The sequence below is a fragment of the Actinoallomurus sp. NBC_01490 genome (assembly GCF_036227085.1).
GTDB lineage: Bacteria > Actinomycetota > Actinomycetes > Streptosporangiales > Streptosporangiaceae > Actinoallomurus > Actinoallomurus oryzae.
The window spans coordinates 5011273-5027274 of sequence record NZ_CP109433.1; the positions used below are offsets into that span (position 1 = coordinate 5011273).

The following is a 16002-nucleotide window of genomic DNA, read 5'->3' on the forward strand; positions in this document are numbered from 1 at the left end:
GACCTTCCTTCATGTCCCATGCCGCGACCTTCAACGTCCGCGACATCCCGTTCAGCACCTTCGGCTCCTGGCTCGACATCTCCCCGGTCATCGCCCAGAACGCCTACGCCGACGACCTGCACCTGGTCTCCCATCAGGGCGGCATGCACCCCGTGCTGTGCTTCGCCCCGCTCGGGCCGGCCACCCGCGCCGGCGTCGTGGTGCAGGCCACGCCGAGTCTGCTGAGCTGGCGGTATCCGCAGGGCAATGCCGAGGCCACCTACGAGTCGCCGGACACCATCCGGGTCCGCGGCGCCGGGCTGGAACTCCAGATCACCGCGGCGGCGTCCCGGCTGACTCCGTTCAGCGGCAGCTACTTCCACCGTGACCCCGTCGACGGCGCGTACGTCTTCACCACCTACGAGACCGGCCGCCGGTATCGCGTCAGCATCCTGAGCGGCACGGTCAGGTCCCTGGGCGACCAGGCGCTGGGAGAGGCGGAGCGGGGGCTGGTCCTCGGGGGAGGCACATGGGAGGTGGCGATCGAGGAGTACGAGAGCGCGCGTGCCCCCTATGCCGCGGCCGGTACGTTCGAGGAGACGGCCGCCGCGACCGCCGCCGCGTTCACGCGCTTCGCCGACGCCGTCGCACCGTGGCGCTCCGAACGTACGCCGGCGGCGGAGCTCGCCTGCTACGTCCTGTGGTCGGCGACGGTACGGCCGGCCGGGTTCCTGGCGCGGCCCGCGGTCCTGATGTCCAAGCACTGGATGGACAAGGTCTGGAGCTGGGACCACTGCTTCAACGCGCTCGCGCTCGCCGCCGGAGAACCGGACCTCGCCTGGGACCAGTACAAGCTGATCTTCGACCACCAGGACCCGATGGGCGGCCTCCCCGATTCCGTCACCCACTCGGAGGTGCTCTACAACTTCGTCAAACCGCCCATTCACGGCTGGGCGCTCCGCAAGCTGCGCGCCATCGTCGACCTGTCGCCCGAGCAGCTCAAAGAGACCTACGACCAACTCGCGCGCTGGACCGCATTCTGGATGGACACCCGCCGGGGCGACCGGGAAGCCCTGCCGCACTATCAGCACGGCAACGACAGCGGCTGGGACAACGCCACCCCGTTCGACACCGAACGCGTCGCGCAGACCGCCGACCTGCCCGCCTTCCTGGTCCTGCAGATGCGCGAACTCGCCGAGCTGGCGGCCCTGCTCGGCGAGCACGAGACGGCCGAGGACTGGACCAAGAACGCCGACCGGCTCCGCGACGACCTGCTCGACCAACTCTGGACGACCGACCGCTTCGCCACCCGGTCGCCCCGCAGCGGAGCGACCTGGACCAGCGCCAGCCTGCTCGACCTCATGCCCATCGTGCTGGGCGCCGAGCTGCCCGGCGAGATCACCTCCGCTCTCGCCGGCCGCATCGCCGGTCACCTCACCGCGCACGGCCTGGCCACCGAACGGCCCGACTCGCCGCGGTACCAGAGCGACGGCTACTGGCGAGGACCTGTCTGGGCCCCGGCGACCGTGCTGATCGAGGACGGGTTGCGGCGGGCCGGCCACAGCACGCTCGCCGACGACATCAGCGCCCGGTTCCGCACCTTGTGCGAGACCTCCGGTTTCGCCGAGAACTTCGACGCCCTCACCGGCGCGGGTCTGCGCGACCGCGCCTACACCTGGACCGCCAGCGGCTACCTGCTGCTCGCCGCCGCCCACGAGCGGCGGTGCTCACGATGAATCCGTCCGCCATATCGCCCGCCGGCGGCCACGACGATCAAGACGAACCCGGCGTGCGCCGCCAGAGGCCGGCATCGGACCAGCGCCTGGCGAGCGATCGAATCGGTTCGCCTCAGAACAGGCCGGTATGCTTCCCACGTCAATGGCGCGCGGAGAAGCGTCGCCGTAACCCAGGGCCGGTCCTCCGTGCGATCGATTCGACCTACGATGTGCGTGTCGGTCAGACCAGGGAGGAGCGCCGGTGAACATCGGAGAGATCGCCAGGCGGTCGGGCGTGGCGCGCAGCACCGTCTCCTACGCTCTGAGCGGCAAGCGTCCGGTGTCGGAGGCGACCCGGCAGCGCATCCAGGCCGTCATCGACGAGCTCGGCTATCGGCCCAACGCCGTCGCCCGGGCGTTGAAAGAGGGGCGGACCCGCACCATCGGCCTGGTCATCCCGCCCGCCAGCAGGCGCCTGACCGACATGCAACTCGGCTTCGTGGCCAGCGTCGTCGACGCCGCCGCACGTGCCGACCTGGACGTCCTCCTCTCACCGTCGGGCGGGGAGCACGATCGCTCGTTCGAGCGCCTGGTCGGCGGCCGGCGTGTGGACGGCGTGATCCTCATGGAGATCCGCCTGGAGGACGACCGGGTCACCCGCCTGCGCCAGAGCGGGCTGCCCTTCGTCTGCATCGGCCGTACACACCGTCCAGACGAGATGTCCTGGGTGGACATCGACTACGAAACGCTGATCGCGAACTGCCTGCATCATCTCGCGGACCTCGGCCACCGCCGCGTCGCGCTCGTCAACCGTTCCGCGGAACTGGTCGCCGCCGGTTACGGCCCGAGCCACCGGACCCGCGCCGGTTTCACCCGTACGCTGGCCGAGCGGGACCTCGACGGCGTGCACGTGTGCTGCGCCGACGACGCCCAATCCGGCGTCTCATGCGTCGCGCAGCTCCTCGCCGAGCATCCCGGCCTGACCGCCATCGCCACCATCAACGAGGCCGCGATTCCCGGCATGTACCGCGCGCTGACCCACGCGGGCCTGGCCGTGCCCGGAGACTTCTCCGTCGTCGGTGTCGCCGCCCGGCACTGGGCCGAGAATCTGCACCCGCCGTTCACCGCCGCCGACGTCCCGGCGGACGAACTCGGCGCGTGCGCCGTCGACATGCTCATCCAGCGCATCGCCGATCCCGAGGCAGCGCACCGCCACGTACTCGTCGCCCCACCCGTTTCCCTGCGTGGGACGACCGGGCCCGCACGGCCCCGCGACGGGCTCGCCTGACGGCCGCGCTCCGACGCATCGCCGCGTCAGGCGAGTCTGGATCGAGGTGGCCGATGCGTCAGCGCGCGCTTCCCGGTCAGCGGCGATCGAGGTCGGCTTCGGGGCCGCTCATGACGATGCGGACCCGGTAGGCGCCCGTGCCCGAGGCGAACCGGCCTTGACCGGTTTGACTGTGAGCGCTAACAATGACCCCATCACGGAGCGGAGGGCAATGTCGCGGACCGAGGAGAGGGCTCGGCCTCCCACCATGGCGGACGTCGCCCATCTCGCGGGCGTGTCGCACCAGACCGTCTCACGCGTCCTGAGCGCCCATCCCAACGTACGCGCCTCCACCCGGGCCGCGGTCCTCCAGGCGATCGACACGCTGGGCTACCGGCGCAACTCCTCGGCCCGTGCCCTCGTCACCCGGCGCACCCTGACCCTCGGCGTGGTCGCCTCCAACCCCACGCTGTTCGGCCCCGCGAGCACGCTCTCCGGGCTGGAGGCCGCCGCGCGCGAAGCGGGCTACATGGTCTCCACGGTCATGATGCGCCGCTACACCGCGGCGGCGCTGGAGGACGCCATCGACCACCTCAGCAACGGCGGGGTCGAGGGCATCGTCGTGATCGTGCCGCAGCGCGAGACGGTGACCGCACTGGCCGGGTTGCGGCTGCCGTTCCCGGTGGTGACGGTGGAGGGCGGGCACGACCTGCCGATTCCCAGCGTCTCCGTGGACCAGGAACTCGGCGCGCGTTTGGTCACCGACCATCTCCTCGCGGCCGGGCACCGCACCGTGTGGCACGTCGCGGGGCCGCCGGACTGGCTGGAGGCCGAGGCCCGCGTACGCGGCTGGACTGCCGCACTGGAAGAGGCCGGCGCAGAGGTGCCGCCGCCGCTGGTGGGCGACTGGACCCCCCTGTCCGGCTACCGCGCCGGACAGGAGCTCGCCGGCCGGGTCGCGTCGGGCTCGGCGCGCCGCCGTTCTGGCCAGGTGACCGCGGTGTTCGTGGCCAATGACCAGATGGCGCTGGGCGTGATGCGGGCTCTCCGTGAGGCCGGGCTGTCGATGCCGGGGCAGGTGGCCATCGCCGGGTTCGACGACATCCCCGAGGCGGACTTCTTCACCCCGCCGCTCACCACGATCCGCCAGGATTTCGCGGCGGTCGGCCAGGCCAGCATCCGGCTCCTGGTGAGCCGGCTGGAGGCCCCGGCGACGGTGGCGACGGAGAACGAGCGCGTGGTGATAGAACCGCGGCTGATCGTACGCGGCAGCAGCACGTCGTCCTGATACCCGGGACGTGCCGGCTCAGGGCGGCCGGACCGCGAGGCCCGGCCGCCCGAGGCGCCGGAGGTCCTCAGGTGCGGGACCACTTCTGGTTGCTCTGCCCGTTGCAGGTCCACAGCTCCACGCCCGTGCCGTTGGCGGTGCCCTGGCCGGTGACGTCCAGGCAGAGGCCCGACTCGATTCCGGTGACCGTGCCGTCGGAGTTCAGCCGCCACTGCTGGTTCGTCCCGCCGTTGCAGGTCCAGATCTCCACCCGGGTGCCCGAGGCCGTCGCGTGACCGGGCACGTCGAGGCACTTGGTGCCGCCGTACACGGTCAACTGCCCGGCCGACGTCAGCGTCCACTGCTGGTTCGCGTTGCCGCCGCAGTCCCAGATCTGCAGGAAAGTGCCGTCGGTCTGGCTCGCGTTCGGGACGTCCAGGCATCGGTCGGAGCCGGCGCCCCGGAGCACGCCGGTGGACCCCGAGCCCCCGCCCGACCGGATGCCCGCGGCCGCGATCACCGACTGTGCGCCCGACGGCCAGTTGCCGTTGCCGACGGCGACGTTTCCGGAGACGGTGTTACCGCGGTCCCCGTTGGAGATGTTGGTCCCGCCGTTGCCGTACCAGTTGCCGGTCAGCGTGATGGTGCCGGTGTTGTTGCCGGCGCTGGCGTTCTCGACGGCCCAGGTGCCGCCGGTGGAGGAGAACACGTTGCCGGTGGCGGTGTAGTACCGGGAGCCCTCGTCGAAGTACAGGCCGAAGTAGCCGTTGGTGCGCAGGCAGTAGTTGCCGCTGATGTTCCCGTTCGGGTTCGCCGACAGGGTGTAGATGCACCCGCCGTCGTTCATCTGCCGCATGACGTCGTGCACGTAGTTGCCGGTGACCCTGTCGCCCGACTCGGTCGTGGCGGTGCTGTAGCGCGGCTGGTAGTCGTACAGGCCGCGGTTCGCGTAGTCGTTGCTGCCGCCGGCGTCGTTGGCGCCCCAGCCATAGCCCACCGCGATGCCGGAGTACGGCATGTCGTAGACCTCGTTGTGGCTGATCGTGGCGTTGGTGACGTAGGTGGTCAGGAACGACACGATGCCCCGGTAGTCCAGGCCGACGTCGTGGACCAGGTTGTCGCTGATGGTGATGTCGTGGTCGATCATGCGCTGGTCGCCGGGGTGGTGCGCGTCGGCCTGCACGCCGCCGGCCACGATCGCGCCGGCGGCGTCGCCGGTGAAGGTGGATCCGGTGACGGTGATGGAACTCGCGCCCAGGCCGACGCCGGTGGCATGGGCGTTGGCGTCATTGCCGATGCCCAGCGCGGTCTGGCCGAGGTTGACGAACCGGTCGCCGCTGAAGGTGATGCGGGCGGCCGCGGAGACCTGTACGGCTGCGGGCATCTGGTTCCAGTGCGGCCGGGCGGCCTCGAACTGGGAGCAACCGGATTGGCAGGAGCCGAACGAGGGCCAGGACCAGTTCCCGCTGAGATAGGCGCCGGTCTGCTGGTCGGCGTACCCCTGGGAGCCGCTGGGGCCCAACCAGCTCGTCCCGGTGAAGGTGATGCCGGAGAAGGAGATGTCGTGCGCGGGGGAGTCGTAGGTGCCGCCGACGTCCACGAGGGACTGGAGCAGCGGGAACTCCACGTCGGTGCTGCTCATGTTCTGCCCGGACCGCGGGATGTAGTACAAGGCGCCGGTGGAGGTGTCGTCGTACCACTCGCCGGGCGAGTCGAGGAACTCGTAGGCGTTCTCCAGGTACAGGGGACCGGCACGGAACGGGCTGGTGAGGGTGTCGTACCCGAACGCGTTGTTGTCCCAGGCCGGTTGCTGCATCGTCAGCAGGCCGTTGCCGATGCTCTGCACCGGTGAGTACCGGTCGGTGAACGAGCCGACGCCCTCGATCTCGACGCGGTTCTGGTGCGCCAGGTTGTTCAGGTAGTTCAGGGAGGAGTCGGTGAACCTCAGCCCGGTGGCGCCGGCCGTGAAGTCCGAACGGTTCACGGTGGTACGGGCCCGCGTGGCCTCGACGCCGCCGACGTAGAGCTGCCGGGTGTCGACCCCGGCGCCGATGCTCGCCTTCCAGATGTTCTTGGAGGAGTCGGCGAGGCTCCATCCGGTGACCGCCTTCGCGCCCGTGATCACCGGATGCGCCGATGGGGCGGCCTGCCAGCTGACGGTGTGACCGCCCGAGCCGGAGTCGGCCGAGGTGAACTTGAGCGGTGCGGCCGGCCGGTACACGCCGTCGGCCAGCTGCACGATGATGTCACCGGACATCGAGGCGACCTGCGAGCGTACCGCCGCCTGCGCCGCCGACAGTGAGCACGGCTGCGCGGACGAGCAGGCGCTGCCGGTGCCGGACGGGGACGCGTAGATCGTGGTGACGGCCGCCGACGCGGAGGCCGCCGGAACGACGATGGCGGAACCGGCGGCCAGGACGACCGCGGCGGCCCGGGCCGCCGCGAGCAGCCGGTGGCCGCCGAACCGGGATGAGGACCAGGACATGGACGGGGACCTCCCTGACGGGAACGGGCGGTGTCCGTCGACCCTCCGGAGGCGATGTCGAATCGGTTCGCCCATTTCGAGCGGATGTTACGACCGGGGATGCGGACGGTCAATGTTCGCCCGTGGACGGCCTCGCCAACGCGAAGCTGTGAACGCTGTCTCTCCTGGTCATGCTGGTGCCGCCGCTCCAGGTGCCGTTGCCGTGGCACATCCGGTGTTTTCATGGCGTCGGCGTCGAATCGATTCCTAGCGAAGGGCGGCGCCGGAGCACGGCACGGGCGCCCGGTCACCTGACGGCGCCATTGGTGATCCCCGAGATGATCCTTCGCTGGGCGACGGTGAACACGGCGACCAGCGGCAGGCTCATCAGGATCACGTAGGCGAAGATGAGATGCCAGTTGTTGAGGTAGAGGCCCGCACTGGCGACCTGGAACAGGTTGAGTGGCAGCGTGTCGAGCCGCCCGCCCACGATGAAGAACGCGTAGAAGACGTCGTTCCAGACGTACAGGCAGATCAGGATCGTCGCGGTCGCCAGCACCGGCCGCAGCAGGGGGAGCACCACCCGGACGAACACGCGTACCGGCCCTGCGCCGTCGATCTGCGCGGCCTCCTCCAGCGACGGCGGGATCGTACGGACGAACCCGGTAACGAAGAAGATCACGGTGGACAGGTAGATGCCCATGTACACGCAGATCATCCCGATCGCGCTTCCGGCGAGGCCGAGTTGCCGCAGCAGCAGGACCAGCGTGACGATGGCCGGGGGCAGCACGATGCCGCTGATGGCCAGGGCGTACAGCGTCGCGGTGAGCCGGGACCTGCGGCGCGCGAGGATCCAGGCGGCCATGGACCCCACGACGAGGACCCCGATCACCGCCGGGACGACGATCAGCAGGCTGCCGAAGAACGCGGCCGGTACCCGGCCCTGGCGCCAGACCTCCTCGAGGTTGGCGAGCAGCCGCCAGTGACTCGGTGGCGACAGGTCGGGCGTCAGGGCCTCACCCCGCGACTTCCCGGCGGTCGCGACCACCAGCCACAGCGGGATGCCGATCAGGATCACGACGAGCGTCCCCGCGCAGAAGGGCTGCAGCCGGCGCCAGATCGGCGCGTCGCTGAGTCCGGTCGAGCGGGCCGGGTGCCGGCGGGACGAGGACGAGGCAGCGTTCACAGGATCTCCTCACGCTTGCGCAGGACGGTGATGACCGGGAAGGCCAGGAGGAGCACGACGAGGAAGAGCACGAGGCTCATGGTGGTGGCCTGCGCGAACAGGCCCTGGCCGAACGTCCGGTAGATGAAGACGTTGAGGATCTCGGTCGTACGGGCCGGGCCGCCGGCCGTGGTGGCCTGCACGATGTCGAACCCGTTCATCGAGCCCAGCAGGGCGGTCGCGACGTTGAAGGTGATCGCGGGGGCGAGGAACGGGAACCGTACCGACCAGAACATGCGCCAGCGGGAGGCGCCGTCGATGCGTGCCGCCTCGGTGATGTCCTCGGGCACCGTCTTGAGCCCGGCGAGGTAGATGAGCATCGACAGGCCCATCCACTTCCAGGCGTGGATCACCGCGACCGTGACGATCGTCCAGGTCGTGTCGCCGAGCCAGGCGTAGCCGACGTGGTGCCGGAGCACGGCGCTCAGCAGCCCGTTCAGGCTGCCCTCCGGCTTGAGGAGTGCCTGGAAGATGTAGCCGACCGCGAGCGCGGACATCATCACCGGGATGAGGAAGAACACCCGCGCGATCCGGTTCACGACCGTGTCGCGTTCGAGCAGGACGGCCAGGAGGAAGCCGAAGACGTTCTGGAAGGCGGCCACCAGGACCGCGTAGACGACGGTGATGCGGAGTGAGCGGAGCAGGGTGCCGTCGGAGATCAGGCTCCGGAAGTTGTCCAGACCGACCGGGTGGATCGCGCTCTTGAAGCCGGACCAGTCGGTGAAGGCGTAGATGAAGTTGAACAGAGTCGGTACGAAAAAGAAGATCAACAGCAGGATGTACGCGGGCGCCATGAACCACATCGGGTGTGTGCGGCGGTCGTTGCCGCGCCGGAGCCTTCCGGCGCGTGTCCCCGCCGGCCGCGCCGGCCGCGCCGGCCGCATGGCCCGTCCTCGCTCCGCGCTCGCTTCCACTGTGTTCACGGCCGTCTTCACCACGTGCACGTGTCGGGCTCCTTCGCGGGAGGGGCGCCGGAGTGGGGCTCCGGTGCCGCGCTCGGAGGGACGATGATCAGAATCCGGAGGCCCCGGCGGCCTTGGCGAGCTGCGCGAACTGGTGCTGGGTGGTCGAGGCCACCTTCGGCGGCGCCATCTTCCCGGCGATCATGTCGGAGAGGTTGAGATAGAGGTCGGGGTTGGCCACGGCGAGCACCTGCATCGAGCCGACCGAGGTCGCCAGGGAGGCGTGCACGGCCCGCAGTGCCTGCGGAACGCCGGGCGGGCTGGGCACCGAGGGCTCCAGCGACACGGTGTCGCGGTCGGCGATGAAGGCCCCATAGTCGGGGCCCATCCAGAACGCGAGCAACTGCCGGGCGGCGGCCTCGCGCCTGGCGTCCCCGGTCCGGAAGGCGACCAGGGCGTTGGACTGGTCGGGGATGTAGGTGCCGATGTTGCCGGACGGCGAGATCGGGAAGAACCCGATCTTCTTGTCGAGGGTCGCGGTGTCGGCACTGGCCTGCAGCTCGCCGAAGAAGGAGTTCACCTGGAGGGCCATGGCGGCCTTGCCGTCGAGCAGCGCCCTGCCCTGGTCCTCGAACGTCGCGGTCTTGATGTCGGAGTTGAACAGGCCTTCGTCGATCAGCGACTTGTACGTCTTGATGGCGTTCAGCACCACCGGACTGGAGAACGTCTCCTGGTGCTTGTTGATCTTGTCCCAGAGGCCGTTCTTCGCGGCGTCGGCCAGCTGGACCTGCACCCACCACTGGGTGGCCCACCGGTCGCCGCCCATCTCGAAGAACGGCGTGACGCCCTTTCCCTTGAGCCGGCGGGCCAGCGCCACCATGTCGCCGAAGTTCTTCGGCGGCCGGGTGATGCCGTTCGCGGCGAAGACCTGCTTGTTGTAGTAGACGCCCTCGACCGCCGGGCTGGTGATCAGCGCGGCGTAGCGGGTGCTCCCGAGGAGCCCGGTCATGTCCTTCAGCCGGGGATCGAGCTTCGGCAGCCAGGGGGCCCCGGTGAGCTGCTGGAGGTTGGCCCTGGCGTTGATCGCCGTCAGCATGGACGCGGTCGGCTGCCAGAAGGCCAGATCCGGTTTGTCGCCGGTGGCGACCTTGGTCTGCACGCCCTGCTCGTACGGGTCGGGGATGGTCACCACCTTGACGGTCGCGCCCGTCGCCCGGTGAAAGGCGTCGATCACCTGCTTGGGCACGGTGTTGCTGTTCTGGGCGGCCCAGATGGTCAGGTCGACGCCGTCGAGCTTGGCCGCAGGGTCCGCCCAGGTCGTCCGGGTGCCGTCGGCCGACGCGCCGGAGCCGGGATCGCTGCAGCCGGTGACGGTCAGGCTGACGGCGAGCGTCGCGGCCGCGCCGAGGAGGGTCCTTCGCTTCATCGGTGCTCCTTTTCGGGAGGGACCGCTCGGCCCGGGGCGGCAGAGCGGCCGGTCAACGGTTCAGAGGCTGTCCTTGCGGATGGAGCGGACGCGGAAGAGGCGGGCGGCGACCGTCTCCGGGTCCGGGCGCAGGACGGTCAGCCGCCCGGCGTCCGGGTCGAAGCGGTGGCCGAAGGGCGGGAGGTGCCGCGGGTAGAGCGTGTCGATCTCCACTTCGGCACCGGTCAGATGGGGCAGTGACAGGACGGCATCGCCGGTGGTCCCGCCGCGGTGCCAGACCGTGACGTACGTCGTGTCACCCACCCGCAGGGCCAGGCTGAGCCAGGGGTCCGACCAGCCCGGCAGGCCCAGTGGCCACAGCGGCGTGGCCGAGACGAGGCCGGCCCGCATGTCGCGGTGGACGTTGACCGCGTCCCGTACGGCGGCGAGCTGCCGGCCCGCCATCCGGTCGAGGTGGCCGGACAGGTACGGCCGGCCGAGGAGGGCGGTGCACAACGTGAAGGCGATCTCCTCGTCGCTCATGTCCGGCTGCGGGTACGCCCAGATGCCGGACTGCTCGGGAAGCAGCGACAGCGGTGCCGCCGCGGCGATGGGCGGGTAGCGCCGGAAGTCCTGCTGGTCGCTGGTGGACTGCAGCTGCATCCGGGCCAGCACGGCGTAGTCCATGCGCATCGCCCCGGACGCGCAGTTCTCCAGAATGAGCCCGGGATGCCGGTCCAGCACCTGGTCCAGCCAGGCCAGGTGGGCACGGTTGTGGGCGAGCAGGCCCGCTCCGGCGCTGTCGGCGTCCCGGTCGGTGCCGACGCCGGGGTCGATGTTGTAGTCGAGCTTGAAGTAGCCGACGCCGAGCTCCTCGACCAGCCGGTCGATCGTCTCGTCCAGGTGGGCGACGGCGAGCGGGTGCCGTAGATCCAGGTGGTAGCGGCCGTGCTCGACGACCCGGACGCCGCCGCGCTGCAGGAACGCCTCGTCGGGCAGCTTGCCGGCGACCGGGCTGCGAACGCCGACCACCTCCGGCTCCAGCCACAGGCCGGGCAGCATGCCGCGCCGGCGGATGTGGCCGAGCACCTCCTCGATGCCGCGGGGGAAGCGGGTCTGGGACGGTTCCCACGCGCCGACGGTGTCCCACCAGGCGTCATCGCCGTACCAGCCGGCGTCGACGCAGAACACCTCGGCGCCGGCGTCGGCCGCCGCGTCGATCAGCGGAAGCAGCTTCGCGGTCGTGGGATCCCCCATCAGGGTGTTCATGTAGTCGTTGAACACGACCGGCAGGGCGGCGCGGTCGGCGTGCGGGCGTACGATCGCGCGCCGGTGGGCGGTCAGCGCGGCGGCCGCGCCGTGCAGGTCGTCGCCGGACACGGCGACCGACACCGGAACGGTGGTGAACGAAGCCCCGGGCCGCAGCTCCTGCCGCCACTGGTGGTCCAGATCGGTCGGCCCGAGCAGCGTGACGTAGACCCCGTCGAGGCGTTCGCCGGTCTCCCATCGCCACGCGCCGTTGTGCTCGACCTGCCACAGCCAGGCGTCGCCGCTCTCCCGGTCGATCAGACCCCCGGTGGGCAGGTTTCCGCTGGTGGACCACGCGCCCGTGCTGACGGCCGCGAACCGGCCGCGGCCGTGCTGCCCGTGCAGCGGCAGACCGAGGTCGGGCGCGATCTCGCGGAACGGGCGCCGGCGCCACCGGCCCTCGCCCAGCCACTCGCCGGAGCCATGGACCACGTCCAGCCGCTCGACCGGCCGGCCGAAGAAGCCGGCGGCGAACGAGGACACGCCCAGCAGGAGCACCCCGCCGGTGCCGTCGTTGGTCACGCGGACCTGGCTCCGTACCGCGCTCACCCCTTCGGGCGAGCGGAGGATAACCTCGACCCGCAGGCCCGTGGGTTCGTCGCGCAACGTGATCCGCAGCCGATGCCAGAGACCGTCCCGCGACGACTCCTCACCGGCGAACACCAGGCGGCGGCCGATCGTGGTCTCGGCGAACCGCTGCGAGACCGCGGCCCGCCCCGTGCCGGGGGTGAGGATCTCCACGAGCGGCTGCGCGGGCCGTACCGGCACGTCGGCGGCGGGGCCGTCCGTCAGCTCGCGGATGCTCACCGGCCGCCCCGCGGTGACGTCGACGGTGAGGCGCAGCGCCGAGTGTCCCCACATGATGGTCGTGCTGTCGTCGAACAGGCTCAACTGCCGCTCCCTCGCTGGCCGTCCGGAGCACTGATGTGACCGGTCACATTGTGCAGTGTGAGCGCTCACATCCCGGAGGAGAAGACCCAAACGCCAATCTGTTACGAGGACCTGCCGGGCCGTTCCACGGGAGGCGGAGCGGTCGACTCCCGGATCACCAGGCTGGGGGCGGTCAGCGGGACCTCCGGACGGGGCCGCCCGTCGAGCTCGGCCGCCACGACGGCGACGCAGGCCCGGCCCAGCCCCGCGAAGTCCATGCGGATGGTGGTCAGCGCGGGGGTCCAGTACGCCGAGCCGGGAACGTCGTCGATCCCGACGAGGCTGACGTCGCCGGGAACGTCCCGGCCCGCGTCGTACAGGGCACGCCGCACGGCCATGGCGGTGTCGTCGTTGCCGCACAGGATCGCCGTCACGGCGGAGTCGGCGGCCAGTGACCGGCCGGCGGCGTAGGCGGACGGGGCGTCCCATCCGGCGACCACGACCTCCGGAACCTCCGCGCGCGCCTCGGCGAGGGCGTGCCGCCAGCCGGCCTCTCGCCCGCGCGTCCCGGCCTCGGAGGGGATCGCCACGTGGTGCACAGTACGGTGCCCGAGCGCCAGCAGATGCCGGGTGGCCTCCGCCGCCGCCTGCTGTTCGTCCAGGCAGATCGTCGGCGGTCCGTCCTGGAGGAGCACGCCGGGTTCGATCGCCGCGACCGCGGGAAGCGCGCGGGGGAGCCGCCGCAGCACCTCGGTGCCCTCGGCGTCGAAGGCGATAACGATGACTCCGCCCGCGCTCGGGTCGTTCACGTGGTCGACCGCCTGCCGGATGTCGGCGGCCGCGGCCGACTCGATGACCTGGACGCCGACGGCGAGCCCCTCCTCGCGGGCGGCCTCCTCGACACCCTGGAGCATCGCGGCGTAGCCGTAGAGCACCGTGTTGGAGGTGATGACGGTGACGGAACGGGCCCTGCCCAGCCCGAGCGCCCGAGCGGCCCGGTTGGGCCGGTATCCGAGGCGTTCGATGGCGGCCATCACCTGAAGCCGCGTCGCCGCACGCACACTCGGCGAGTGGTTGAGGACCCGTGACACGGTCTGGTACGACACGCCGGCCGCCGCCGCGACATCCCGGATGCTCGGTGTGGCGCCCCGGCGCCGGCGGCCACCGCCTCGCTCCGGAGGAGCGGAAGCGTGGCCGGGAGAGGGCTGACCCATGCCGTCATCGTCGTCGTTCCCACGGCGGCCGGTCAAAACGCAGGTTCAGTCGAACCGTTTCGTATCCGGGCGGTGTACCGCCAGGTGAGAATGCTCGGCGACCGGTTCATCCCGGTCTTGGAGTTCGCCCATCCCCGGACCCGCGACCTGGATGAAAACTCCCGTGTCGCCCGCTTTCACGGCCGGTGGTGGCGGGCCGCGCGGCTGAGCAGTACGGACGCGGCCCGCCGTGGCGTTGTCGCCGACGGCCTGTAACCCACCATTGACCGCCCCTCAATGCGGTCGTAACATCCGCTCGAACCGATTCGGCCGGTCGATTCGACAACCCCATCGGAGCCCGCCACCACCCCCGAGGTGACGAGTCCGCCCTGCCCGCCACCGCGCACGTACCGCCACGCCCGGACGCTCTCCAGCCGCGACCGACGAATCGGTCGAGGACGCGGCTGCGGTGCCCGCGAACGGCATGCCCGCGGTTCTACCTCCCATTCCCATCGCATCCGGACGACCCCGGACCGGAGGACGATCGATGAGTACGAGAGCACGGCTCGGCCGCCTGGCGGCGCTGGGCGCAATGGTCCTGGCGCTGGCGATCCCCGTGACCGCGAACGCCCCGAGCGCCTCGGCCGCCGAGTCGATGAGCGTGAACCTCGCCGCGACGCGAGGCGCGGCGACCGGAGTCGGCGAAGGTTTCCTCTACGGCATCAACCAGGACGGATCGCAGCCACCCGACCAGTACCTGTCATCGCTCCATCCCAACGCGTACCGCGGTGGCGGGCACGCGTCCCGAGGGTGGATCGGAGACGGCTACCAGTACGGCTCCGGCACCCAGACGGATGTCAACGCGGTGATCTCGCAGGCCAAACGCCTCACCAAGGCGCCGTACAACGCCGAGTACCAGGTGATCGTGAGCGATCTCTACGGCGTGGACGGGGGGCAGCCGTCGAACACGACCTACCCCTGTGACAACGGAGACTGCTCCAACTGGGTCAGCTTCATCGACGCGACGGTGGGCGCGCTCCAGGCGTCCGGACTCACCTTCGCCTACGACATCTACAACGAGCCGGACATCTCCGTTTTCTGGAAGCGCGGGATGAACAGCACGCAGTACTTCCAGATGTGGGACACCGGCTACCGGGAGATCCGGCGCATCGCGCCGAACGCCGAGATCGTGGGGCCGTCGCTCGCCTTCACGCCGCTCGGGAACCCGGGGGAGTGGCAGACGTGGCTGGCGCACGTCAAGGCCGCGGGCACGGTGCCCGACGAGATCACCAACCACGACGAGGGCGACGTCGATGACCCGGTGACCGTGTCCCAGGCCATCAACAACGCCCTGGACTCCGCCGGCATCTCGCGCCGCCCGCTGTCCGCGAACGAGTACCAGCCCGCGGACCGGCAGACCGCCGGCGTGACGGCCTGGTACCTCGCCCGCTTCGCGCAGTCCGGCTACACCAACGCGATGCGCGGCAACTGGGTCTGCTGCCTGATCCCCAACCTCACCGGAATCCTCGGCGTGAACGGCAGCAGCTACACGACCACGGGCAACTGGTGGGCGTTCCGCACCTACGCCGACCTCACCGGCACCCTGGTCTCCACGTCCGGGCAGACCGGGAGCACGGCGATCTCCGCGGCCGAGGACAGCACGAACAAGCGAGCCGTCGCCGTCATCGGGGACTCGAACGGGTACACCGGCAGTGCGTCCGTGACGTTCAACGGCCTGTCGTCGGTGCCCTGGCTGGCGAACAACGGCAGCGTCAACGTCACCGTGTACCGGATCCCGGACCAGTCGTCACTGAGCTCCCGGCAGGTCGTCTACAACCAGAACGTCAGCACCTCCGGTGGTTCCATCACGGTGCCCGTCACCTTCCAGGCCTCGCATGACGCGTTCGGCATCTACCTGACCCCCGCGCAGTCGACCGGGGGCGGCTTCCCGAGCGGCTACCACCAGCTCGTCATCGGCAACGACGGGCTGTGCCTGGACGTGTACGGCGACTCCACCGCGGCCGGTGCCGCGATCGACCAGTGGACCTGTAACGGCCAGTCGAACCAGCAGTTCCAGTACCTGGCGGGGGCGAACGGCTATGGAGAACTCCAGGCACAGAACTCCGGTCAGGTGATCGCCGTGGCGAACGGGTCCACGACGGCCGGCACGCCGGACATCGTGCAACAGGCCCGGAACGGGTCGGCGAGCAGCATGTGGAAGCCGATCCAGCAGTCCGACGGCTCCTACGCGTTCCAGAACAGCAACAGCGGCCTCTGCCTGGACGTCTACGGGAACGGCGGCAACCAGGGCCAGCAACTGGACCAGTGGCCGTGCAAGAACGCGCCGGGCACCAACCAGGACTTCACCCCTCGCTGACCCCTTCCCGACCTGAGTTTCCTCGAACGG

General features: G+C 70.4%; 11 protein-coding genes. 5 read left to right on the plus strand and 6 right to left on the minus strand.

Features of this window, described 5'->3' with window-relative positions:
* The first annotated feature begins 11 nt into the window (after positions 1-11).
* The 3 genes from OG417_RS23695 to OG417_RS23705 all read left to right on the plus strand — a co-directional run bounded on the left by OG417_RS23695 (position 12) and on the right by OG417_RS23705 (position 4249).
* Positions 12-1715, plus strand: coding sequence for an amylo-alpha-1,6-glucosidase (locus OG417_RS23695; protein ID WP_329260052.1), 1704 nt, complete (start codon positions 12-14; stop codon positions 1713-1715).
* 241 nt (positions 1716-1956) lie between these two features.
* Positions 1957-2982 carry a LacI family DNA-binding transcriptional regulator gene (locus OG417_RS23700; protein ID WP_329260055.1) on the plus strand — a complete coding sequence of 342 codons (1026 nt, stop codon included), beginning with the start codon at positions 1957-1959 and terminating at the stop codon, positions 2980-2982.
* 247 nt (positions 2983-3229) lie between these two features.
* Complete coding sequence (locus tag OG417_RS23705) at positions 3230-4249, plus strand: LacI family DNA-binding transcriptional regulator (protein ID WP_329260059.1); 1020 nt, start codon at positions 3230-3232, stop codon at positions 4247-4249.
* Between the two features lie 67 nt (positions 4250-4316).
* Here the strand turns inward: OG417_RS23705 and OG417_RS23710 are convergent, their stop codons facing one another.
* The 6 genes from OG417_RS23710 to OG417_RS23735 all read right to left on the minus strand — a co-directional run bounded on the left by OG417_RS23710 (position 4317) and on the right by OG417_RS23735 (position 13616).
* On the minus strand, positions 4317-6713 hold the full coding sequence (locus OG417_RS23710) for a ricin-type beta-trefoil lectin domain protein (protein ID WP_329260062.1): 2397 nt from the start codon (positions 6711-6713) through the stop codon (positions 4317-4319).
* A 286-nt stretch (positions 6714-6999) separates the two neighbouring features.
* Positions 7000-7878 carry a carbohydrate ABC transporter permease gene (locus OG417_RS23715; RefSeq protein WP_329260065.1) on the minus strand — a complete coding sequence of 293 codons (879 nt, stop codon included), beginning with the start codon at positions 7876-7878 and terminating at the stop codon, positions 7000-7002.
* Positions 7875-8801 carry a carbohydrate ABC transporter permease gene (locus tag OG417_RS23720; RefSeq protein ID WP_329260068.1) on the minus strand — a complete coding sequence of 309 codons (927 nt, stop codon included), beginning with the start codon at positions 8799-8801 and terminating at the stop codon, positions 7875-7877. The genes OG417_RS23715 and OG417_RS23720 overlap by 4 nt, the downstream gene beginning before the upstream one ends.
* Before the next feature lie 127 nt (positions 8802-8928).
* A complete protein-coding gene (locus tag OG417_RS23725; RefSeq protein WP_329260071.1) occupies positions 8929-10245 on the minus strand; it encodes an ABC transporter substrate-binding protein in 1317 nt (438 codons plus the stop codon).
* A 60-nt stretch (positions 10246-10305) separates the two neighbouring features.
* Complete coding sequence (locus OG417_RS23730; RefSeq protein WP_329260074.1) at positions 10306-12423, minus strand: alpha-galactosidase; 2118 nt, start codon at positions 12421-12423, stop codon at positions 10306-10308.
* A 101-nt stretch (positions 12424-12524) separates the two neighbouring features.
* Positions 12525-13616 (minus strand): LacI family DNA-binding transcriptional regulator, encoded by a 1092-nt coding sequence (locus tag OG417_RS23735; protein WP_329260077.1) that lies wholly within the window; start codon positions 13614-13616, stop codon positions 12525-12527.
* Between OG417_RS23735 and OG417_RS23740 the strand changes: the two genes are divergently transcribed.
* Positions 13593-13871: a hypothetical protein gene (locus OG417_RS23740; RefSeq protein ID WP_329260081.1), complete on the plus strand. Its 279-nt coding sequence runs from the start codon at positions 13593-13595 to the stop codon at positions 13869-13871. The two genes, OG417_RS23735 and OG417_RS23740, sit on opposite strands and share 24 nt — an antisense overlap.
* Positions 13872-14142: 271 nt before the next feature.
* Positions 14143-15972 (plus strand): RICIN domain-containing protein, encoded by a 1830-nt coding sequence (locus OG417_RS23745; RefSeq protein WP_329260083.1) that lies wholly within the window; start codon positions 14143-14145, stop codon positions 15970-15972.
* Positions 15973-16002 lie beyond the last annotated feature (30 nt).